The organism is Nocardioides sp. CPCC 206348 (genome assembly GCF_048654705.1).
GTDB lineage: Bacteria > Actinomycetota > Actinomycetes > Propionibacteriales > Nocardioidaceae > Nocardioides.
On sequence record NZ_JBMCZA010000193.1, the window covers coordinates 32,455 to 52,136 of the forward strand.

At 69.7% G+C, this 19,682-nt stretch carries 22 protein-coding genes and 1 tRNA gene; 9 read left to right on the forward strand and 14 right to left on the reverse strand.

Annotated features, from left to right (window positions below; translation table 11 throughout):
* Positions 1-64 precede the first annotated feature (64 nt).
* A complete protein-coding gene (locus ACOADB_RS16970; RefSeq protein WP_378600965.1) occupies positions 65-1,018 on the forward strand; it encodes an aldo/keto reductase in 954 nt (317 codons plus the stop codon).
* On the forward strand, positions 1,015-1,248 hold the full coding sequence (locus ACOADB_RS16975; protein ID WP_378600968.1) for a DUF5703 family protein: 234 nt from the start codon (positions 1,015-1,017) through the stop codon (positions 1,246-1,248). Before ACOADB_RS16970 ends, ACOADB_RS16975 begins: the two co-directional genes overlap by 4 nt.
* Here ACOADB_RS16975 and ACOADB_RS16980 read toward each other — a convergent pair.
* Positions 1,245-2,570, reverse strand: coding sequence for a M20/M25/M40 family metallo-hydrolase (locus ACOADB_RS16980; RefSeq protein WP_378600971.1), 1,326 nt, complete (start codon positions 2,568-2,570; stop codon positions 1,245-1,247). The two genes, ACOADB_RS16975 and ACOADB_RS16980, sit on opposite strands and share 4 nt — an antisense overlap.
* 41 nt (positions 2,571-2,611) lie before the next feature.
* Here ACOADB_RS16980 and ACOADB_RS16985 point away from each other — a divergent pair, with 41 nt between their 5' ends.
* Entirely contained in the window at positions 2,612-3,289 is a 678-nt protein-coding gene (locus ACOADB_RS16985) for a hypothetical protein (protein WP_378600974.1), read from the forward strand.
* A 1-nt stretch (position 3,290) separates the two neighbouring features.
* Here ACOADB_RS16985 and ACOADB_RS16990 read toward each other — a convergent pair whose 3' ends face one another.
* From ACOADB_RS16990 to ACOADB_RS17000, 3 genes are all read right to left on the reverse strand, one after another.
* Positions 3,291-4,622 carry an amidase gene (locus tag ACOADB_RS16990; protein WP_378600976.1) on the reverse strand — a complete coding sequence of 444 codons (1,332 nt, stop codon included), beginning with the start codon at positions 4,620-4,622 and terminating at the stop codon, positions 3,291-3,293.
* A gap of 59 nt (positions 4,623-4,681) precedes the next feature.
* Positions 4,682-5,059 (reverse strand): DUF6281 family protein, encoded by a 378-nt coding sequence (locus ACOADB_RS16995; RefSeq protein ID WP_378600979.1) that lies wholly within the window; start codon positions 5,057-5,059, stop codon positions 4,682-4,684.
* A 358-nt stretch (positions 5,060-5,417) separates the two neighbouring features.
* Positions 5,418-5,506 (reverse strand) — tRNA-Leu (locus ACOADB_RS17000).
* A 136-nt stretch (positions 5,507-5,642) separates the two neighbouring features.
* Here ACOADB_RS17000 and ACOADB_RS17005 point away from each other — a divergent pair.
* Positions 5,643-5,918 (forward strand): Fe-S cluster assembly protein HesB, encoded by a 276-nt coding sequence (locus tag ACOADB_RS17005; protein WP_378600982.1) that lies wholly within the window; start codon positions 5,643-5,645, stop codon positions 5,916-5,918.
* 37 nt (positions 5,919-5,955) lie between these two features.
* On the forward strand, positions 5,956-6,549 hold the full coding sequence (locus tag ACOADB_RS17010; RefSeq protein ID WP_378600985.1) for a LysR substrate-binding domain-containing protein: 594 nt from the start codon (positions 5,956-5,958) through the stop codon (positions 6,547-6,549).
* Here the strand turns inward: ACOADB_RS17010 and ACOADB_RS17015 are convergent, their stop codons facing one another.
* Positions 6,550-7,098, reverse strand: a complete 549-nt coding sequence (locus tag ACOADB_RS17015) for a nucleosidase (RefSeq protein WP_378600988.1) — start codon at positions 7,096-7,098, stop codon at positions 6,550-6,552.
* Positions 7,099-7,139: 41 nt separating this feature from the next.
* On the opposite strand from ACOADB_RS17015, the gene galK reads away from it, so the two are divergent.
* A complete protein-coding gene (gene galK / locus ACOADB_RS17020; RefSeq protein ID WP_378600991.1) occupies positions 7,140-8,291 on the forward strand; it encodes a galactokinase in 1,152 nt (383 codons plus the stop codon).
* On the opposite strand, the gene ACOADB_RS17025 is transcribed toward galK, so the two are convergent.
* From ACOADB_RS17025 to ACOADB_RS17055, 7 genes are all read right to left on the reverse strand, one after another.
* Positions 8,263-8,811 carry a carboxymuconolactone decarboxylase family protein gene (locus ACOADB_RS17025; RefSeq protein ID WP_378600994.1) on the reverse strand — a complete coding sequence of 183 codons (549 nt, stop codon included), beginning with the start codon at positions 8,809-8,811 and terminating at the stop codon, positions 8,263-8,265. The genes galK and ACOADB_RS17025 overlap by 29 nt on opposite strands.
* Positions 8,799-9,239: a hypothetical protein gene (locus ACOADB_RS17030; RefSeq protein WP_378600997.1), complete on the reverse strand. Its 441-nt coding sequence runs from the start codon at positions 9,237-9,239 to the stop codon at positions 8,799-8,801. The genes ACOADB_RS17025 and ACOADB_RS17030 overlap by 13 nt, the downstream gene beginning before the upstream one ends.
* Positions 9,236-9,850 carry a hypothetical protein gene (locus tag ACOADB_RS17035; protein WP_378601000.1) on the reverse strand — a complete coding sequence of 205 codons (615 nt, stop codon included), beginning with the start codon at positions 9,848-9,850 and terminating at the stop codon, positions 9,236-9,238. The genes ACOADB_RS17030 and ACOADB_RS17035 overlap by 4 nt, the downstream gene beginning before the upstream one ends.
* Positions 9,843-10,355 carry an RNA polymerase sigma factor gene (locus tag ACOADB_RS17040; RefSeq protein WP_378601002.1) on the reverse strand — a complete coding sequence of 171 codons (513 nt, stop codon included), beginning with the start codon at positions 10,353-10,355 and terminating at the stop codon, positions 9,843-9,845. The genes ACOADB_RS17035 and ACOADB_RS17040 overlap by 8 nt, the downstream gene beginning before the upstream one ends.
* 120 nt (positions 10,356-10,475) lie before the next feature.
* Positions 10,476-11,690 (reverse strand): acyl-CoA dehydrogenase family protein, encoded by a 1,215-nt coding sequence (locus ACOADB_RS17045; protein ID WP_378601004.1) that lies wholly within the window; start codon positions 11,688-11,690, stop codon positions 10,476-10,478.
* A complete protein-coding gene (locus tag ACOADB_RS17050) occupies positions 11,690-13,054 on the reverse strand; it encodes an acyl-CoA dehydrogenase family protein (protein WP_378601008.1) in 1,365 nt (454 codons plus the stop codon). The genes ACOADB_RS17045 and ACOADB_RS17050 overlap by 1 nt, the downstream gene beginning before the upstream one ends.
* A 68-nt stretch (positions 13,055-13,122) precedes the next feature.
* Positions 13,123-14,673: a hypothetical protein gene (locus tag ACOADB_RS17055; protein WP_378601013.1), complete on the reverse strand. Its 1,551-nt coding sequence runs from the start codon at positions 14,671-14,673 to the stop codon at positions 13,123-13,125.
* A gap of 262 nt (positions 14,674-14,935) precedes the next feature.
* Here ACOADB_RS17055 and ACOADB_RS17060 point away from each other — a divergent pair, with 262 nt between their 5' ends.
* From ACOADB_RS17060 to ACOADB_RS17070, 3 genes are read left to right on the forward strand one after another with little or no spacing between them, the layout of a single operon-like run.
* A complete protein-coding gene (locus ACOADB_RS17060) occupies positions 14,936-16,378 on the forward strand; it encodes a hypothetical protein (protein WP_378601018.1) in 1,443 nt (480 codons plus the stop codon).
* Between the two features lie 33 nt (positions 16,379-16,411).
* Entirely contained in the window at positions 16,412-17,032 is a 621-nt protein-coding gene (gene def, locus ACOADB_RS17065; RefSeq protein ID WP_378601021.1) for a peptide deformylase, read from the forward strand.
* 37 nt (positions 17,033-17,069) lie between these two features.
* Positions 17,070-17,984: an alpha/beta hydrolase gene (locus ACOADB_RS17070; RefSeq protein ID WP_378601024.1), complete on the forward strand. Its 915-nt coding sequence runs from the start codon at positions 17,070-17,072 to the stop codon at positions 17,982-17,984.
* Positions 17,985-18,000: 16 nt separating this feature from the next.
* Here ACOADB_RS17070 and ACOADB_RS17075 read toward each other — a convergent pair whose 3' ends face one another.
* Positions 18,001-18,510 (reverse strand): carboxymuconolactone decarboxylase family protein, encoded by a 510-nt coding sequence (locus ACOADB_RS17075; RefSeq protein WP_378601027.1) that lies wholly within the window; start codon positions 18,508-18,510, stop codon positions 18,001-18,003.
* The gene (locus ACOADB_RS17080) at positions 18,494-19,603 is read right to left on the reverse strand and encodes a dihydrodipicolinate reductase (RefSeq protein WP_378601030.1); all 1,110 of its coding nucleotides are present in this window, start codon (positions 19,601-19,603) and stop codon (positions 18,494-18,496) included. Before ACOADB_RS17080 ends, ACOADB_RS17075 begins: the two co-directional genes overlap by 17 nt.
* Between the last annotated feature and the right edge of the window lie 79 nt (positions 19,604-19,682).

Genomic DNA, 19,682 nt, shown 5'->3' on the forward strand with positions numbered 1-19,682 from the left:
ATCCTAGGTATCTCTCGGCGTGCCCGAGCACGCGACCCTCGGCTGGCCGGATACCTTGTCCGTCATGCAGCAGCGGTACGTCGGCGCCAGCGGACTCCAGGTGTCGCGGCTCGCCCTGGGCTCGATGACGTGGGGCAAGGACACGGACGAGCACGAAGCGCGGGACCAGCTGGCCGCGTACGTCGAGGCCGGTGGCACCACGATCGACACAGCGGCCGGATACACCGACGGTCGCTCCGAGGAGCTGATCGGCTCCCTGCTCGGTGACGTCGTCCGGCGCGACGAGGTCGTGCTGGCGACCAAGGCCGGCATCTCGAGGCGCGGCAACGAACGGATCACCGACACGTCGCGCGGCGCGCTGCTGCGGGCCCTCGACACGTCGCTGAAGCGCCTGCGCACCGACCACGTCGACCTGTGGCAGGTCCACATCTGGACCGACGTCGTCCCGCTCGAGGAGACCTTGGGTGCGCTCGACCACGCGGTCAGCAGCGGGCGGGCGTCGTACGTCGGGATCTCGAACTACAACGGCTGGCAGACCGCCCGGGCGGTGACGCTGCAGGAAGCTGTCCCGGGTCGTGCCCGGATCGCGTCGACCCAGGTCGAGTACTCCCTGGTGAACCGCCGCATCGAGCGCGAGGTCCTCCCCGCCGTCGAAGCCCTCGGACTCGGGGTCTTCCCGTGGTCCCCCCTCGGTCGCGGTGTGTTGACCGGCAAGTACCGCACCGGCACCCCGTCGGACTCGCGCGCTGCCTCCCCCGTGTTCGCCGGTTTCGTCGAGGCCTACCTGGACGACCGGAGCCGCGGCATCGTGGAAGCCGTGGTCCGCGCGGCCGACGGTCTCGGGTGGTCCCCTCTCGAGGTGGCCCTCGTCTGGGTTCGCGACTCCCCCGGCGTGACCGCGCCGATCGTCGGTGCCCGCACCGCGGCGCAGCTCAAGGTCGCGCTGGACGCCGAGGCGAAGACGTTGCCGCCGGAGATCCGCGCGGCCCTCGACGACGTCTCCGGATCGGCCGCATGAGCCACGCCCTGCTCCGGCCCGGCTTGATGCGCGGGCTGGGACGTGGGGTGGAGTGGGAGTTCGACCGGGTCGTCTTCGACCGGGACTTCTCCCGCAACGTGGTCGCCAAGCTGCTCGTCGAGCGCGCCGAGCACGGTGGCTGGGAGCTGGACCGTGTCCAGATCGGGCCGGACGGCAAGCGCCGGATCGTGCTGCGCCGCAAGATCATCCGGGCCGTGCGAACCGCCTAGGCTTCCGAGAGGAACCGGTCCATCACGCGCGCCCCGAACTCGAGCGCGTCGACGGGGACCCGCTCGTCCACGCCGTGGAACAGCGCGGTGAAGTCGAGGTCCTCGGGCAACCGCAGCGGCGCGAACCCGTAGGAACGCATGCCGAGCTTCGTGAAGTGCTTGGCGTCGGTGCCGCCGCTCATCAGGTACGGCGCCACGATCGCGCCCGGGTCCTCCGCGAGCAGGCTCCTGGTCATCGCGTCGACCAGCGGGCCGTCGTACGGCATCTCCCAGGGGGGCTGCTTCGAGAGGTAGTCGATCTCGATGCCCTCACCGGTCAGCTCGGCGAGGGTCGCGAAGAACTCGTCCTCGAACCCGGGCAGGAAACGCCCGTCGACATGGGCGCTGGCCTCGGTCGGGATGACGTTGACCTTGTAGCCCGCATCCAGCATGGTCGGGTTCGTCGAGTTCCGCAGGACGGCACCCAGCATCCGGGCCGCACCGCCGAACTCCTCGACCAGGGCCTGCGCGTTCTCGGGCGTGGCCTCCGTGCCGGCGATGTCGGCGACGGTGGCGAGCAAGGTCTTCATCGTCGGCGTCAGGCGCACCGGCCAGTCATGGGCGCCGATCCGCGCGACCGCGGCAGCCAGGCGGGTGACGGCGTTGTCGTGGTTGATCATCGATCCGTGGCCTGCCCGGCCGCGGGCGGTCAACCGCATCCAGGCCATGCCCTTCTCGGCGGCCTCGATCAGGTAGAGCCGCTGCCCGCGGACGGTGGTGCTGAAGCCGCCGACCTCGCCGACGGCCTCGGTGCACCCCTCGAACCACTCGCGGTGGTCACGGATCAGGAGTTCCGCGCCCTGGTGGCCGCCCGCTTCCTCGTCAGCGGTGAAGCAGAGCACCACGGGGCGGTCCGGGACTCGCCCTGACCGCTGGCGGGCGCGGACCACCGAGAGCAGCATCGCGTCGAAGTCCTTCATGTCGACGGCCCCGCGTCCCCAGACGTACCCATCGTGCACCTCGCCGCTGAACGGGTGGACCTGCCAGTCCTCGGCGGCCGCGGGTACGACGTCGAGGTGGCCGTGCAGCAGGAGGGCGTCGCTGCGGTCGCTGGTCCCGCCCCACCGCGCCACGACGTTGGCGCGGCCCGGCGCGGTCTCGATGATCTCCGCCGCGATCCCGACCTCGTCGAGCAACCCGGCGACGTACTCCGCCGCCTTGCGCTCCCCCGGACCTTCGGCAGAGCCGTAGTTCGAGGTGTCGATCCGGATCAGCTCACGACAGAGATCGACGACTTCACCAGCGACATCCAGGGCGCCATCGGCGCGGTGAAGACCGTCCATGGCCTCATCGTTGCACGGCGCCGGAGCGATACCGTGGGAGCGTGACTCCTCCCGACGAGTGGAAGACCTACAACCCGGACCCGTCCCCGGAGGGAGAGCCCGCCGGGAAGATCGAGCCGTACCGGCCGCCTGCTCCGCCGACTCCCCCGACGAAGCCGCGCACGATCAAGCAGCGCACCGTCCTGCGGCGGAGTCCGGCTCTGCCCCTGCTCCTGGTCGGCGCCGCTGTGCTCGGGGCGGTCGGGTGGGGCGTCGTCTCGATCGCCAGGTCCGCCTTCGACGGCGGCGAACCGCAGACGGTCGAGGGCTTCGCCAGCATGCTCGAGGACCTCGAGGAGGAGACCGGCTCCACGGAGGTCTTCGAGGCCGTGGTCTATCCCGAGTACGCCGTCGTCGACGTGCCCGTCGCACCCAACGACGAGCGGGAGATCAGCTACCGCTGGGGCGGCAGCCTGAGCGAGTCGACGAAGGGCACCAGCGACGACGAGGTCTTCGACCTGGCCGACATCGACGCCACGCACTTCGCAGACATGTGCGACGAGGTGGCGACGCTGATCGACGACCCGGGTGACTGCTACCTGATCATCCGCAAGCCCGACGACACGTTCCCCGACCGTGCCAACGTCTGGATCTCGGCCTACGTCTCCAACGAATTCAGCCAGAACGCGTCCATCAACTACGACCTGGAGGGCAACGAGGTCGACCGGAGCGAGGACTGACCTACGGTTCCTTGCGCCACGGTCGGATCGCTTCCAGCTGGGCAGCAAGGCCGAGCAGGAGACCCTCGCCACCGGGCCTGGCCACGACCTGGACCGCGAGCGGCGTACTCCCCGTCCCCGTGCCCGCCGGTACGACGATCGCGGGCCACCCGGCAAGGTTCCACGGCGCAGCGAACGGCGCGTGGCGTGCGTCCGAGATCACGTTGGCGAGCCATCCTCGCTCCGACCACGCGGCCGACGACTTCGGATAGCGCGCGAGCGCCGGGGTCAACAGGACGTCGTGGTCGGCGAAGAGCCGCTCGGCGCGAGCGATCCAGGCCGCTCGTCCCTTCTCCTTGGGGAGACCGGCCTTGAGGACCATCCGCCCCACTGCGGCATGGCGCCGCGTGCGCTTCGCCATCTGGCCACGATCCACGAGCCACTGCGCATCCAGCTCCGTACCGGCGGTCCAGCGCGCGATCTCGCTCGCGGCGAGGGTCTGTCCGTACCTCGGGTCGGCCTCGCTGACCGTGTGGCCGGCGGACCGCAGCAGGTCGGCGGTCGACACGGCGGCTCCCCGCCAGTCCTTGTGCAGCGGGTTCAGGGGCATCGGCACCTTGGTTGAGAGGGCGATGCGCAGGGCGCGTGGCTCCTGCAGCTCTGCGAGATCCGGTCGGTCGGCCATCACCGAGAGCACGAGGGCCGCATCGCCCACCGTCGTGGCCAGCGGTCCGTTCTCGGACATGTCGAACCAGGAGCCGTTGCCGAGCTCGGCCGGTACGACGCCGCGGCCGGGCTTGATGCCCACGAGACCGCAGCAGGCGGCGGGGATCCGGATCGATCCCATGCCGTCGTTGCCGTGCGCGACAGGGACCATCCCCGCCGCGACCGCTGCCGCCGACCCGCCGGAGGACCCGCCGGGCGTGCGGCCCAGGTCCAGCGGGTTGCGGGTCACGCCGAAGGTCGAGTCGGTCGCGCCGAAGACGCAGAGCTCGGGCACCCGGGTCAGGCCGACGACCACGGCACCCGCCGCCCGCAGGCGTCGTACGACTTCGTGGTCTGTCTCCTGTGGCGCTGGATCGCTGCCCGCCGCGCCGTCGCGCATCGGCTCTCCGGCGACCTGGACGTTGTCCTTGATCGCGATCGGGACCCCGGCGAGGGGAAGGACCGATCGATCCGACCTTCGGTCCACGGCATCGGCCTCGTCGAGGGCGCGATCGGCGCGGACGACCTGGAAGGCACCCACCGGACCGTCGAGGTCCACGATGCGATCGAGTGCCGACCGGGTGTGGTCGCGTGCTGAGGTCTCGCCGGCGCGGACGGACGCCGCGATCTGGCTGGCGGTCATCGTCATTGCGGCAGGCTAGCTGCCAGAGCGGTGCCCGCCACATGTGCGGTGGCGAGCGCTGCTGGTCACGTCAGATCCTCGATCAATCGGTCGATCTCCTTGGAGTCCATCCCGTCGCGGAAGTAGAGATCGAGGCGCCCCTCGATCTCCACCCCGACGACCTGGGCGGAGTCCTGGTCGTCGATGCTGTGAACGCGCACCGACTCGACCCTGTCGCCCTCCTGGCTGGCGCCGCCGTCGTCGGCACACGCAACCAGGTCGCCTGGTCCGAGATCACGATCGGCGACACCCAGGTCCGACGAGGCGTAGCTGAGATACGTCTCGTCTCGGAACCTCAGAGCCTGCGTGCAGTCGCCTTCCCCAGCAGATTCACCACAGCCCGTGGCGGCCAACAGGGTGCAGACGAACAGCGCCGCCATCGCGACCGTCGGCGGGGCGCTCATCCCTTCGATTCCGGGTCCCTTTCGAAGTGCGCGCTGACAGGCACGAATCGTGCCTTCGATGGCAACGTCTTGTTCGGCCATCGGAACGCGGGGCGTTCGAGCCAGTTCGCAATCCGCGTGCGGCCCGAGCACGTCAACGAGCTCAGCAAGTGACCCCGAACCTAGGTTCGCCGCCTGATCTCGTCAACCGTCGGTGCAAGCCACCTGTGGGAATCTGGTCCGGGCACCAGCGGACCACCTGGACTCGCGAAACTGGCGAATCGGCACTGTGCGGCGACCTGGGCTCCGCTGGTGCTCCGTGCACCAGAACGCACTGTGGCCCCTGCTGCGTTTCCGCAGGTCAGAGGCCACATCACGTTGGTGTCCGAGGGGGGACTTGAACCCCCACGCCCTAATACGGGCACTAGCACCTCAAGCTAGCGCGTCTGCCAATTCCGCCACCCGGACGAGTGCGTGGAAACGTTAGCAAAGGGTGGCCGCGGACACCGCATCGGGGACCCCCTTGTCGGTCGTCGTCCTTGAACGGTGACCACGCGCGTGCAACCTTGGGAGGGGTCTCTGACCTCGAACCGGGAAGGCAACCATGCTCACCCTGACTGAGAACGCCTGCACGATCGTCAAGCAGATGACCGATGTGTCCACCGTGCCGGACACCGCTGGACTCCGCATCACCGCCGCCGAAGCGGGATTCACCGTGGTGGCGAGTGAGGAACCAGCGGCCGGGGACCGCGTCGTGGAACAGGACGGAGCGACGGTCTTTCTCGACCCGAAGGCAGCCGAGCAGCTCGATGCGATGGTGCTCGACGCCGGCGTGGACGACACGGGCGCCGTGCAGTTCGGGCTGATGGCCCAGGCCTGATCCTCCCCCAGGGGGTCACGTCTGGGATCGTGGGCACATGCAGCAGCTGCGTGTCGCCTTCGTCTCCGGCGTGACCCCCGACAAGTGGGCCCGTGCCTGGCGCGAGCGCAACCCCCGGATCCGGCTCGAGCTGCAGCCCATCGAGCAGGACCAGCAGCGCGCCGTACTCGATGACGGCACCGCCGACATGGTGATCGCCCGACTGCCCGTCGACCTCGAGTCGCCCACCCCCCTCCACTGTGTGAAGTTGTACGACGAGGTGCCGGTCGTGGTCGCGGGCCTGGAGCACTTCGTGGCGGCTGCCGACGCCGACTCGCCGATCCCGCTGGAGGACCTGGGCGAGGAGCAACTGGTCCTGCCGCACCCGTCCGGCTGGACGCCGAGCGTCGACCAGCTCGCGTTCCCGCCGATGTCCGTGAAGGACGCCATCGAGGTGGCTGCCTCCGGTACCGGGATCGTCATCGTGCCGATGTCCGTGGCGCGCCTCCACCACCGCAAGGACGTGGTCCAGCGTCCCGTCGACCTGGAGCCGACGAGCGTGGCCCTGCTGTGGCTGCGCTCCGCCGACAGCGACGTGCACCAGGACTTCGTGGGGGTGTCGCGCGGGCGACGGCCCAGCAGCAGCCGCTGATCAGCCGAATTCGGCCGCGACCCACTCCCCCAGCACCCGCGCGCTCCGGTCCACCATCGCGACCCATTCGAGCGCGGTCTCGTCCGCGTTGTCGGACACGTGCTTGACCAGCCGGACCGGGACGCCGAACTCCTGCGCCACGTAGGCGAACGCGTAGCCCTCCATGTCGACCAGGTGCGCCTGATCCGCGAGCCGTGCCCGCACGACCGGATCGGTCACGAAGACATCGCCGGTCGCGAGCACGGTCGGACTCGCGCCGACGACCAGACGCTCGCGCGGGTCGTAGCCGAGCGCGCGGATGGCGTCGGCGTTGATGTCGTGGTTGAGGACCGTCCCGACCTCGAACAGCCCGTCGGTGCCGTCGCGCAGGGCGCCGGCGGTGCCGATGTTGACGACCACCAGGTCGGCCAGGTCGCCGCGAGCCGCGAGATGGCGGGCGAGTGACGTGGCGGCAGCGGTCTTGCCGAGGCCGGTCACCAGGATCTCGAACCCGGCAGGGACATGGACGGCTTCGGCCGCGGTCGCGGCAACGATCAGGGGGCGCGGCACGGCAGACAATCTAGCGACACCGCAACGGGCAGGATGGACCCGTGACCACCTCGTCCTCCCTGCCCCCGACAACCGTGACCTCGGTCGCTCCCGGACGGGTGAACCTGATCGGCGAGCACACGGACTACAACCACGGACTCTGCCTCCCCTATGCGATCCCGCTCGCGTGCACCGCGACGCTGACGGTCCGTGAGGACCGCGGGCTCACGATCGCCAGCGACAAGGGCGAGCCGTGGTCAGGGTCGCTGGACGACGTGTCGGCGCGTGCCGTGACCGGCTGGACGTCGTACGTCGCCGGGGTGATCTGGGCGCTGGGCCAGGACGGGTGGCAGGTGCCCGGCCTCGACATCACGATCTCCTCGACCATCCCGCTCGGGGGTGGGCTGTCCAGCTCCGCCGCGCTGGAGTGCGCGGTCGCGGTCGGACTCGCCGGCCTCCTCGGGCACGAGCTGGACACCGCCGCACGCCTGCACCTCGCCGAGGCCTGTCGCCGTGCCGAGACGGAGTACGTCGGTGCGCCCACCGGTGGCATGGACCAGCTCGCGAGCCTGCTGGGTGCCGTCGACCAGGCCGTGCTGATCGACTTCGCCGACCCGACCAACCCGTCGGCCGTGCCGGTCACGTTGCCGTTCAGTGAAGCCGGCCTCACGGTCATCGTGACCGACACCGGAGTGCGCCACTCCCTGGCCGACGGCGACGGCGGGTACGCCCAGCGACGTGCCGAGTGCGAAGCGGCGGCCACGACACTGGGGGTCGCATCACTGCGAGAAGCGACAACAGCCGATCTCGACGTCCTGACTGACCCGGTCGAGCGCGCCCGCACCCGGCACGTGGTCACGGAGAACGCTCGAGTCCGCGGCGTCGTGGCTGCCGTCGACACACAGGACTGGGTCGCGCTCGGGCGCCTCCTGGAGGAGTCCCATGCCTCGTTGCGGGACGACTTCGCCGTGTCCTGCCCTGAACTGGATGCCGCAGTCGACGCCGCACTTCGTTCCGGTGCTCTGGGGGCACGGATGACGGGCGGTGGGTTCGGCGGTTGCTCGATCGCACTGGTCCCCGTCGCCGAGGCCGAGCAGGTGAAGCTGAGCATCGACCACGTCTACGGGTTGCGCGGGTGGCAGCCGCCCCTGCACCACGAGCTGGCCCCTTCGGCCGGCGCCGGGCTCAGCCCTGGCGGCTCGGCTCCGGGATGAGGCAGAACGACCCGTCCGAGAACCCCGAGGGACGCACGCCGAGCGCCTGATTTAGCCGTGCCCGCTGGTTCTCCCAGGCGATCTCGGCCGCGAGCTCGGTCAGCTGCGCCCGGGTGAAGCGTTCGTTGAGACGCGCCCGCAGTTCGTCGGGAACCTCCGCCGGCGACGCCGAGATCGCCGCGGAGAACGCGACCACGAGCTGTTCGTCGGCGCTGAGCGCCGGGTTGCCGTCGGGCTCCAGCAGCGCAGCGAGCTTCTCGTCGGAGATGCCTTCCGTGCGCGCGATCTCGGCGCCGATGTCCAGGCAGTACTCGCAGTTCACGATCATCGCCGCCTTGGCGATCGCGAGCGTCTTGAGCGCAGCAGGGAGCCGTCCCATCAACATCAGGGACGACTCGTAGGTTCCCTGTGCGACGAGAAGCTGCGGGCGTCGTACCAACCAGCCGTAGAGGTCGCCGCGGTTGCGCTTCGCCTTGCGCATCACCTTCAGGTAGACCCAGATTCGCTTCAGGATGCCCATGCCATGGCCTTTCGGTGAGTGGTGAGGACGATCAGGACCAGTCCGGCCGCCACTTCGGCGCCGAGCAGGACCACGTTGAGGACGTCGTTGACGGCCGGGAGCAGCGGCGAGGGATGCGCGGCGTGATACATCAGGTGCGGGACGCTGAAGATCAGGTGGGCGATCGCCGCCATCCGGATCTCGGGGGCTCCTCCGAACACGCAGGCGCCCAGCAGGAGAAGGCCGATCGCCAGGAACCCGGCGCCCGCGTCGGTCACCAGGTGCTGGTTGTACGGCGGTTCGGCTGCCACGAGCGCCGGACCCAGGCCCGGGAAGTTGTCGAACCAGCCGCGCGGGCTCAGTGACGCCCAGACGCCGATCACGGTCTGGGGAACGGCGAGCACGATGCCGAACGCCCGCACGGGCGTCCCTGGGGAGGGTGTCGTCATGCCCGTTCTTCGCGGGAACGGCGCGAGGTGTCACGTCGGTCCCACCACCAGGCCGCGATCAGCAGCAGTCCGAGCGTGCCTTCGGTGACATGCAGGATGGCGCCGGCGGCGAACTCCCCGATCTCGCCGAGACCGTGCACGCCGAGGCTCAACGCGAGCGGGGAACAGGTCAGGACCGACACGCCCGCCCACGACCGGCGCACGGCCGCGGCCAGCGCGCAGACCCCTGCCGCCGTCATGGCCAGGGCACCCTCGAAGTAGGCGTGGGGGCCGTGGGGCTCGCCGAGGTTCTCCGCGATCCAGTCCCCCGCGATGATGTTGCCCAGCGCCTGGAACACGAACGCGAAGGCAAGGGCGGCGGCGACGGCGCTCAGGACCAGGCTGGGCCGGTCCTCCAGGAAGGGCCGTTCACGCGCCGGGACCTTCGCTGGCGCTGGAGCAGCGGCTGGCCGCATCGATGCATCGATGCGCGCAACGAGGGAGGCAGGGGGCGTCGGTCGTGCCGCGGCAGCAAGCCAGAGCACTCCCGGGTCAGCGTCCGAGCCGGCACGGCCGGACAGGACGTCATCGATCGACGTGTCCAGGATCTCGGCATCGAAGTCGTCAGACATCGCCCATCACCTCCCGCAACCGGCCGATTCCGCGGTGCAACAACATCCGAGCCGCACTCGGAGTGACGCCGAGGATCTCCGCGATCTCGGTCGAGTTGAGCTCGCTGCCGAACCGGAGGGCCACGGCTTCCCGCTCCCGCGGCGTCAACACACCCAGCCGGCGTCGTACCTCGTCGGCACCGAGGCGCCTCAGCACCTCGCCCTCGGGATCGTCGTCAGCCACCCCCTCGCCGAGGCCGGATGCCGCGAGGTCGGTCGGGAACTCCCGGCCGGTTCGGCGCCACCAGTCGGCGATCGTGTGGCGGGCAATGCCGATCAGCCAGCCGCCGACGCGGCCGCGGCTGGCGTCGTACCCCGACCAGGACCGCATCGCTCGTTCGAAGACCTGGCTCGTCACGTCCTCCGCATCGGTGTCGCTGGGCAGCCGCAGGCGCACGTAGCGCCAGACGGGCGTCACGTGTTCTGCGTACACCTCGGCGAACCCGCCGTCTGAGGTCTGCTGCATTCCGCTCCTACTTCGCGCGACGGCACCACGGTGTCACGTCCCATCCCGAAAAATGTGGAGGGCCCGCCCCGCAGAGCGCGGGACGGGCCGACCAGCAATGCTCAGCTGCTGATGCTCAGCTCACTTGAGCTCGGCGCTCGAGAGGTTGAGCACCCGGCGAGCCACGATCAGCTGCTGGATCTGCTGGGTGCCCTCGAAGATGTCGAGGATCTTCGAGTCGCGGGCCCACTTCTCGAGCAGCTCGGTCTCGCTGTAGCCGATGGACGCACACAGCTCGACGCAGGACAAGGTGACGTCGGAGCCGACACGGCCGGCCTTCGCCTTCGACATCGAGGCCTCGAGCGAGTTGGGCTTGCGGTTGTCCGCCATCCACGCGGCCTGGAGGGTGAGCAGGCGCGCACCTTCCCAGTCGGCCTCGAGCTGGAGGAACTTCGCGGCCGCAGCGTGCTGGAGGTACGCCGGGCGGTCGTAGTCGATCTCGACGCCGGCCTGCTTGAGCAGGTCGCGGGTCAGGTCGAGCGACGCGCGCGCCGTACCGACGGCCATCGCGGCCACCAGCGGACGGGTGTTGTCGAAGGTCGCCATGGCGCCGGCGAAGCCCTGCTCCACGTTGACCTCCGGGGAACCCATCAGGTTCTCCTTCGGCACGCGGGCGTCGGTGAAGGTGATCACCGCGGTGTCGGAGGCGCGGATGCCGAGCTTCTCCTCGAGCCGCTCGACCTTGACGCCGGGGGTGCCCTTCTCCACGACGAACGACTTGATCGCCGCCCGGCCGAGGGACTTGTCCAGCGTTGCCCACACGACGATGCAGTCGGAACGCTCGCCGGAGGTGACGAAGATCTTCTCGCCGTTGATGACGTACTCGTCGCCGTCGAGGACCGCGGTGGTCGACACCTGCGCCGAGTCGGACCCGAAGGCCGGCTCGGTGATCGCCATCGACGCCCACTTGCCGTGGAACCGCTTCATCTGCTCGTCGTTGGCGACCGAGGCGATGGCGGAGTTGCCGAGGCCCTGGCGCGGGAACGACAGCATCAGGCCGACGTCGCCCCAGCACATCTCGGCGACCGAGGTCACGGATGCCATGTTGGCGCCGTTCTTGACCGTCTTGTCGTCGGCGATGTCGTCGCGGCGGACACCGGTCGCGCCGGCGCCTTCGCTGGCACCCGACTCGGAGAGGCCGTCGATCATCGCGGCGAGGACGTCGAGTTCCTTGGGGTACTCGTGCTCGGCGAGGTCGTACTTGCGGGAGATCGGCCGCAGCATGTTCATCGCGACCTGGTGGGCCTGGTCGATGAGCGCCCGGTGCTTCCGGGGAACTTCGAGGTTGATGGCCATCAGACCAGCACCGTTCCTTCCATGATGCCGATGGCACGCAGGTCGCGGTACCAACGCTCGACCGGGTGCTCCTTGACGAATCCGTGACCACCGAGCAGCTGCACGCCGTCGTTGCCGATCTGCATGCCCTTCTCGGCGCACAGGCGACGGGCCAGCGCGACCTGCTTGGAGAAGTCCTTGCCGGCAGCGGCGCGGGAAGCGGCGCGGTAGGTCAGCAGGCGCATGGCCTGCAGCTCGATCGCGATGTTGGCGACCATGAACGCCACCGACTGGCGGTGGGCGATCGGCTCGCCGAACGCTTCGCGTCCCTTGACGTAGGGACCGACGTAGTCGAGCACGGCCTGGCCGGTACCGACGGCCAGGGCACACCAGGCGAGGCGCGAGAGGCGCACACACTCGGTGTACGTCGTACCGTCGGTCTCACCGAGCACGGCGTCGGCGGGGACCTTGACGTTCTCGAGGTTCAGCGTCGTCATCGATGCGGCCCGGACGCCCATGGCGGGGTCGCCACCGACGCTGAGGCCCTCGGTCGAGGACTCGACCAGGAACAGGACCGGCTTGCCGTCGAGCGCGGCGCCGACGATGAAGAGCTCGGCGCTCTCACCGCGGACGACCAGGCTCTTGGTGCCGTTGAGGACGTAGCCGTCGCCGCTCTTGGTGGCGGTGGTCGACGGGCTCAGGACGTCGAACAGGACGGTGGGCTCGTTGAGCGCGAGCGCAGCAGCCGGGACCTCGTCGCCCGTGAAGGCCGGGAGGTACGTCTGCTGCTGGGCGTCGGTGCCCCACAGGCCGAGGGCCGTGGCGACCGAGCCGGGCGCGAGGGTCGCGACCGCGAGGCCCATGTCGCCCTTGGCGAGGGCCTCCGCGACGAGAGTGCCGGCCATGGCCGAACGCTCCTCAGAGACGCCGCCAAGCTCTTCGGGCAGGCCGAGGATCGGCAGGCCGATCTCGAGGCTCGACTTGAGCAGGTCGTCGGGGGCCGCGCACGCAGCGTCGGCGGCCGATGCGGCAGGGCGCACGACCTCCTCGGCGAACTCGGTCACCAGGTCGACGAGCATCTGCTCGTCCTCGGTGGGCGTCAGGTCGAAGACACCGGTCGACGGGGCCGAGGCCGGCCGGGTGCCCGGCTGACCCTTCTTGCCGGCCTTCGAGAAGGTCCGGCTGGCGCTCGTCGCGGCCTTGAACCCGGTGCGGGTGACGTTGAAGACGACCTGCTCGGTCTGCTTGCGCAGGCCGACCTTGTCGAGGAGATCGCTCTGGGCGAGCCGGTTGAGGCCGGCGACGAGGTAACCGATGGGGTCTCGGTTCTCGTTGCTCGGAACCCCGTGCTTGCCGCCCGGCTTGAGGTTGCTGATCAGGGACATGACGTAAATGTAACTGTGAGTTACACATTGCGCTACATCTTCCGGCGATTCGGCGTGTGATCCGCGCATCAATCAGGGAGCGTCACCTTGAACGGAGTTCTCGGGATGCCGACCGTGCAGGTCGTCCTGACTCCGTCCACCGCGCAGCCGGTGGACCTCGTCCCCCGCACCTCCAGCGTTCCGGTGGTGAATTCCGCAGGAACCACGAACAGGACGTTCGGCTCGTCCTTGGTGCCGAGGTTGCGCCGCTCCAGCTCCTTGCGGTCCGGTCCCAGCAGATGCAGCTCCGGCGCGAAGAAGCCATGATCCTTGCCCCGCGGGTCCCGATAGGTCACCCCGATCCTCAGGTAGGCGAGATCAGGTGCGCCCACGGCTTCTTCCTCCTCGAAGAAGAACAGCTCCGCCCTGCCGACCGTCACGTCCCACGCGATGCTCGTGCGGGAGCCGCCCGCCTGCACGGTGACCTGCACGGGCTTGGTCCTGTTCACCCTTGCTGTCCGCTTCCCTCGGGCCAGGACCTCGATGTTGTTGCCCGTGGCACGGCCGTCGATCAGGGACACCCGCTGGTCGAAGCCGTCGCCGGCGTCGTACTGCAGCTCGACGGTGGCGTCCTCGGGTGCCGATGCGAGGAAGGTCGGGCCGCCAGCGGGCACCTCCCTCTCCGTCCCGGCCACCACGACCTTCAGGCCGAGGTCCTGCCACGCCACGCACTTTCCAGCGTTCTGGCACGGTCCCTTGGCCAGCGTGAAGGCAAGGAGCCGCTCCCCCGGCGCGGCCACCTGTGCCTCGTCACCGAGGCCGACCCGGTCCACCGGGCCGAGCGCGGTCACCTGGACGCCACCGAGGCGACCGGCAAGGACGACCCGGCCGGGTGCCTTCGCCGGAACCACGTCGCTGCTCGCGACCAGGGTTCCGGGACTCACCATGCGGACGTCGGGTTCCTTCGGTCCGTCGGTCGGCGGACCCGCCTCGCTCCGTGGTTCGTCGCCGAGGTTCAGGAGCGCGACGGCCCCAGCGCCACCGACAGCCAGGACGACGACCACGGCGGCCGCGACGAATCGGCTCCGTGACCGCTTCGTGCGGTGCGTGCTCGGGGGGAGAGGTGCGTCGGCGCGGGCTGTGGACCGCTGGGTGCGCGGTGCCGTGGGTGGCGGCACCGTGGGTGCGACGAGTACCGGCGGCGGATTGACGGTGGGGGGCAGGCTCACCGGTGGGGGCGGCACCGTCGGTGGTGTCTCCAGGAAGGCCGGGCGTGCGATCGAGTCCGACGGTGCGCGGTACCGCGCCAGGAGCGCCTGCTCGTCCAGGTCGCCACGGGCATGGGCGAGCACGGCGAGCGCCCACTCGGCGCCGGCTGCTTCCTGCGTTCCGCGTTGCTGGGCCAACCGGGCACCTTGCGCTTCGATGGCCAGCCCGGGATCGGCACCCTGGCTGATCTGTTCGATGACGCGGCCGAGGGCACCCAACCGGATCGCGTCGGTCAGCAGGTTCGCGTCGCCTTCGGTGGCCGACCCCTCCAGCACGAAGTCGTCGAATGCGGCCCGGAACTCGCTCGCGTCCGAGAGCACGGCAACGCCCGCCTGGCGGACCAACGCCAGGAGTTCGCGGTGGATCGACACGTCTTCACCGTCTCAGATCCGGGTGGGCTCGTCCGCGAATCCGAGGGACCGGGCGGCGCATGGCGGTCCTCGATTCCGATGGTCCTGGACGAAGCCGGTCACGGGGCCGCAACGGCGTGGCTACTGTGCAAGAGGCCCCTCGGGTGGCGCCGTCAATGCCGAGTCCCGTGGGGGGATCATGCAGCGGACCGTTCGCCGGACACTGGCAGCCGTCACTGCCAGCTCACTTCTCGCCCTTGCTCCCGTGGCGGCGACTCGAGCCGTGGTCGGGCCCGAAGTCGTGACGATTCACGGCTTCGAGGACCACGACGACATCTTCTACGAGGCCTTCGTCTGCCCCGGTCAGGCTGAGTCGCCCTATTACTACGACTACCGCCTCGGGGGCGCCCGCGGCCATCAGGCCACCGGGTTCCAGTTCGACGACACGGGCGTGATGGCCGGGCTCACTGCTGAGGTCAAGGATCCGACAACACTCTCCTCGGTGACGTGGTCGACGCTGCATCCCGATCTGCCCGTCAACGCGAACCCGGACGGCTACGCCCTCGCCCAGTACTACCCCAACAACTTCGGCGATGACGACGGCTACTGGTTCGCCATCAGCCCTCTGTTCGCCGGTGGTTCGGGATGGCAAGGAAGCGGAGACCTCGCCGACATCGTCTTCCAGTGGGCATTCCTCGACATCGAAACGGACGAGGTCGATCCCACCCGGGGTTTCCAAGGGACCGTCGCGGAGCTGGCAAACGACTACCTTTCCAACGGCAAGGCCGCCTACGTCGGGTTCGCCTACGGCTGCACCGGGCGCACCTACTACATGGACAACCTGCGGGTCACGAGCGCGGGCAGCGACCGGATCTACGATTTCGAGGGCGCCCGGTCCGGGGCGTACATCTCCGCCACGCTGGAGCACCGGACCGATGCACCGGTGATTCGCGATGTCACGCGCATCAACCTGATCCACGGGCAGGACCACTACCTGCTCGGTGACGGATACGGCTTCTCGGACGGCGTCGTCCCTTCCGGCTGGACCGCGGGGACCGCTCAGCTCCACCGGCGGTTGTACGGTTCGCCGAGCTTCACGTATGCGGGGGCAAGGCCGTACACCGAAACGACCTACGGCCAGTTCCACATCACGCCGCAGAGGCTGACGCTCTACCAGCTCCGCACTCCACCCGGAGCGGTGTTCGCCGGCAGCGTCTCGAAGACCCTCGTCGTCACCGTCAAGCGCAGGATCAGTGCCACCCTCGCGAGGGACAGGGTGCGGCGTGGTCGGCAGATCGTGGTCTCGGGTCGGATCGCTCCCGGCGATCGGGACGTGACGGTGACCTTGCAGAGGCGGGTCGACGGCAGGTGGTACAACCTCTCCTCTTCCCGAACCACCACTGGTGGGTACTACCAGCTGAGCACGCTGGCCAGGACGGCCGGCAAGAAGGTGCTCCGGGTCAGCGTCGTCACCGCGAAGGGCAACCTGGGCAACGTGTCACCGAGCCTGGTGGTGACCGTTCTCCGGTACCGGCCCCCGGCCACTCGATCGGTCTTCGTCATCAACGCCATTCCGCCGACACACCCGCCGGTGATCACGATCGACGACGGCACGCCGCCCCACGACGGCCATCGCCTCGCCTTCTCGTCGGCCCAGGGTGATCCCGGAGGTCCCCTCCCCGTCCGCAGCTGGCCACAGAACCTGCTCGAGGCGCACGGCGACTGACGCACCCGATGCACGCGCTCCTAGGATTCACCCATGGCGTGGGGCAAGGGCGACGAGAGCAGCGACGAGCACGTGGTCGAGACGGTGGTGGCGCCGTACGGACCGCTGCCCCGAGGCGGTTCGGTCCGGCCGATGACCCGGTGGGGCACGCCGGTCATGCACCGCCCCCAGCAGCTGGTCACCGTGTTCGACGACCAGCTCCGGGCGCTCGCCGCCGACATGGTCGCGACGATGTACGCCGCCGACGGGGTGGGCCTGGCGGCCTGCCAGATCGGCGAGGACGTCGCGATGTTCGTCTTCGACTGCCCCAACGACGAGGACGAGCGCGTCATCGGCGTGGTCTGCAACCCGACGCTGGTCCTGCCCGAGGGCAACGACCGGTACCTCGACGACAGCCCCGAGGGATGCCTGTCCTTCCCAGGCGCGTTCGTCCCCTGCGCGCGTCCCGACTTCGCGGCGGTGGAGGGCCAGGGGCTGGACGGGCAGCCGGTGCGCTTCGAGGGCGACGGACTGCTGGCCAAGTGCCTGCAGCACGAGACGGACCACACGCTGGGGACCGTCTTCGGTGACCGGGTCTCTGCGAAGGCGATGAAGAAGTTGCGCAAGCAACAGGAGGCGGCGGCCGACGACTTCCCGGCCAATTGGCCGACCTGAGGTCGTTTCCGGCGGCGACTGGGTTACCTTTCCCGACATGCCTGTCGACCGCCAGCTCGTCCCGCTCCTGTCCCTCATTGCAGCGGGGACCCCGGTCCACGCCCAGTCCGCCGTGGACGCACGCGCGGCGTACCGCAAGCTGACCGTCGACTTCCGGCCGCCGGGCACGATGGCGGAGGTCGCCTCTGTCACCGATGACAAGGTCGCCGGTGGTGACGGTCCGCTGGCCGCGCGGGTCTACCGCCCCGAGACGGAGGGACCCGTCCCGACGGTCGTCCTGTTCCACGGTGGTGGGTTCGTCTTCGGCGACCTCGACACCCACGAGGCAATGGCTCGCTCCATCTGCCACGGCACGCAGTCCGTCGTGGTGGCGGTCGACTACCGCCTGGCCCCCGAGGCGCGGTTCCCGAGTGCGCCGAGGGACGCGATCGCTTCGGTGCTCGACATCCAGTCCCGCCTCGGCGAGTACGGCGGCAGCGAGGTCCTTGCGGTCGCCGGCGACTCCGCGGGCGGCAACCTGTCAGCCGTCGCCGCCCAGCACGTGCCCGGCATCGCCGCCCAGTTCCTCGTCTACCCGACGACCGCGATCGTCGGCGACTTCCCGTCGCGGGAGGAGAACGCGACGGGCTACTTCCTGGAGTCCGGCACGCTGCTGTGGTTCCTGACCCACTTCTCCGCGGAGGGGATGGACTTCGAGGACCCCTTGGCTGCCCCGCTGCGCGGCGACCTCGCTGACCAGCCGCCGGCCGTCGTGGTCACCGCCGGGTTCGACCCGCTCCGCGACGAGGGCATCGCCTACGCCGAGGCCCTGGCGGCGGCCGGCGGCCAGGTCCACCACCAGGCCTACCCCGACCTGATCCACGGCTTCTTCGACATGGGCACGTGGTCGACCCACTGCCAGCAGGCGATCGACGAGTCGATCGCGTTGTTCGCGACGTTGCTGCGTTCCTAGTCGCAGCGGGCCACGCTCAGGCCTTGCCGGCGTGGCTCGGCAGGACGCAGGCGGCGTCGAGGCCGAGCACCCGGTTGAGCCGGCCGAAGCCGATCCACGAACCGAGGCACATCGAGAGCTCCGCGATCTCGCGGTCGCTGTACTGCGCCCGCATCCGCTGCCAGAAGCCCTCGTCGAGCCCGTGGTGGTCCAGGGCGAACCGCTCGGCGTACTCGGCGGCGATCCGGGTCCGGTCGTCGAAGTCGCGGGTGGTGCGCCACTCCGCGACGGCTTCGTCGAAGGACTCCTCGACCTTGGCGCCGTCGCGCTCGGTGCGCCAGTCCTGGCAGAACAGGCAGCCGTTGATCTGGGCGATCCGCAGGCGTGCGGCCTCGAACTCCCGCAGGCCGAGCGTGCTGTGTTCGTAGATGCTCATGGCGAAGGCCGATGCGGCGGGACCGATGCCGGGCACCAGCTCGCCCCAGACGTAGAGGATCGGGTCCTTGCCCTCGGGGATGTCGATGAACACGTCACTTGCCCTTTCCACGGAGGTAGACGCTCGGCTGCAGCGGCACGTCGAGGCCGTCGTACAGGCCGGGCGCGGCGGAGCGCAGCCACGGGATCGAGTTCACCAGGCGGTTGGCGGCGGTGGCGTTGCCGCCCGCGGCGCGGTTGCCGCCCTCGTCGGTCGCTTCCACGTTGATCTCGATGCGCGGGCGTCCTTCGATGATCACCCGGTGCGCGCCGTCCCCACCGTCCGGCGGCATAGGCCAGTCGTAGGCGCACGCAGGGGTGATCCGGGTGACGTGCTCGATCACGATCAGGGGCTCGCCGTCGACGATGCCCTGGACCTCGAAGCGCAACCCGCCCTGGGTTCCCGCGTCGAAGTCACCGAGTGCGGTGGTGACGGTCGCGTCGAGCGCTCGCCGCTCCACGGTCTCGCGCAGCTCGTCGACCTCGACACCGAGGGCGCGGGCAATCATCCGGATCTGGCCACCCCAGACCATGGACGGGATCCCGGCCGCGACCATCATCGGCTCGTAGTCCATCGGCTGGCCCATGCCGACGATGTAGCGGACCGAGTCCTCGGCGTCGTAGGTCGAGTAGTCGAAGATCTCCTGGCACCGGACCTGCTCGATCTCCGAGGACAGTCCGCTGACGAGAGCGGGCAGGAGGTCGTTGCCCCAGCCCGGGTCGATGCCGCTCACGAAGAGCGCGGAACCGCCCTCGGCACACGCTTTCTCGAGCGGCTCGCGGAGCTCGTCGGGGGCGCTGCGGTGGTCGTAGAGGGCATAGATGGACGGCGTCACCACGACGGCGCCACCGCTGAGAGCACGAGCGATGTCGACGGCTGCCTCGTCCGGGCGCAGCTCGCCGGAGGCCGCATAGGCGACCGCTCCCCCGCCACCGAGGGTGGCGAGCGCCGCGTCGACGTCGCTGGTCGCCGCGACGTCGAGGGTGCGGCCGAGCTCGGCGAGGTCGCCGGCGTCGCGGCCGACCTTGGCCTCGTCGGCCACGATGACCGCCGCGAGCGTCAGGTCGGGATGGGCCGCAACGGCGCGGATCGATGCGCGTCCCATGTTGCCGGTACCCCAGACGACGACCGGGACCGGCGAGTAGAACGTGTTCTCATTTGCCATGGGTGGAGGTTAGGCCCCCGGAGCGACGGAAGAAAGTGGTACACGGTGTCAGCCTCGGGTCAGCCTCGGGTCAGCCTCG

Bases quoted from the DNA above. Each gene is read 5' to 3' on its own strand.
- ACOADB_RS16970 (WP_378600965.1), top strand. From the start codon at position 65: ATGCAGCAGCGGTACGTCGGCGCCAGCGGACTCCAGGTGTCGCGGCTC.
- ACOADB_RS16975 (WP_378600968.1), top strand. From the start codon at position 1,015: ATGAGCCACGCCCTGCTCCGGCCCGGCTTGATGCGCGGGCTGGGACGT.
- ACOADB_RS16980 (WP_378600971.1), bottom strand. From the start codon at position 2,570: ATGGACGGTCTTCACCGCGCCGATGGCGCCCTGGATGTCGCTGGTGAA.
- ACOADB_RS16990 (WP_378600976.1), bottom strand. From the start codon at position 4,622: ATGACGATGACCGCCAGCCAGATCGCGGCGTCCGTCCGCGCCGGCGAG.
- ACOADB_RS16995 (WP_378600979.1), bottom strand. From the start codon at position 5,059: ATGAGCGCCCCGCCGACGGTCGCGATGGCGGCGCTGTTCGTCTGCACC.
- ACOADB_RS17005 (WP_378600982.1), top strand. From the start codon at position 5,643: ATGCTCACCCTGACTGAGAACGCCTGCACGATCGTCAAGCAGATGACC.
- ACOADB_RS17010 (WP_378600985.1), top strand. From the start codon at position 5,956: ATGCAGCAGCTGCGTGTCGCCTTCGTCTCCGGCGTGACCCCCGACAAG.
- ACOADB_RS17025 (WP_378600994.1), bottom strand. From the start codon at position 8,811: ATGGGCATCCTGAAGCGAATCTGGGTCTACCTGAAGGTGATGCGCAAG.
- ACOADB_RS17030 (WP_378600997.1), bottom strand. From the start codon at position 9,239: ATGACGACACCCTCCCCAGGGACGCCCGTGCGGGCGTTCGGCATCGTG.
- ACOADB_RS17035 (WP_378601000.1), bottom strand. From the start codon at position 9,850: ATGTCTGACGACTTCGATGCCGAGATCCTGGACACGTCGATCGATGAC.
- ACOADB_RS17040 (WP_378601002.1), bottom strand. From the start codon at position 10,355: ATGCAGCAGACCTCAGACGGCGGGTTCGCCGAGGTGTACGCAGAACAC.
- ACOADB_RS17045 (WP_378601004.1), bottom strand. From the start codon at position 11,690: ATGGCCATCAACCTCGAAGTTCCCCGGAAGCACCGGGCGCTCATCGAC.
- ACOADB_RS17050 (WP_378601008.1), bottom strand. From the start codon at position 13,054: ATGTCCCTGATCAGCAACCTCAAGCCGGGCGGCAAGCACGGGGTTCCG.
- def (WP_378601021.1), top strand. From the start codon at position 16,412: ATGGCGTGGGGCAAGGGCGACGAGAGCAGCGACGAGCACGTGGTCGAG.
- ACOADB_RS17070 (WP_378601024.1), top strand. From the start codon at position 17,070: ATGCCTGTCGACCGCCAGCTCGTCCCGCTCCTGTCCCTCATTGCAGCG.
- ACOADB_RS17080 (WP_378601030.1), bottom strand. From the start codon at position 19,603: ATGGCAAATGAGAACACGTTCTACTCGCCGGTCCCGGTCGTCGTCTGG.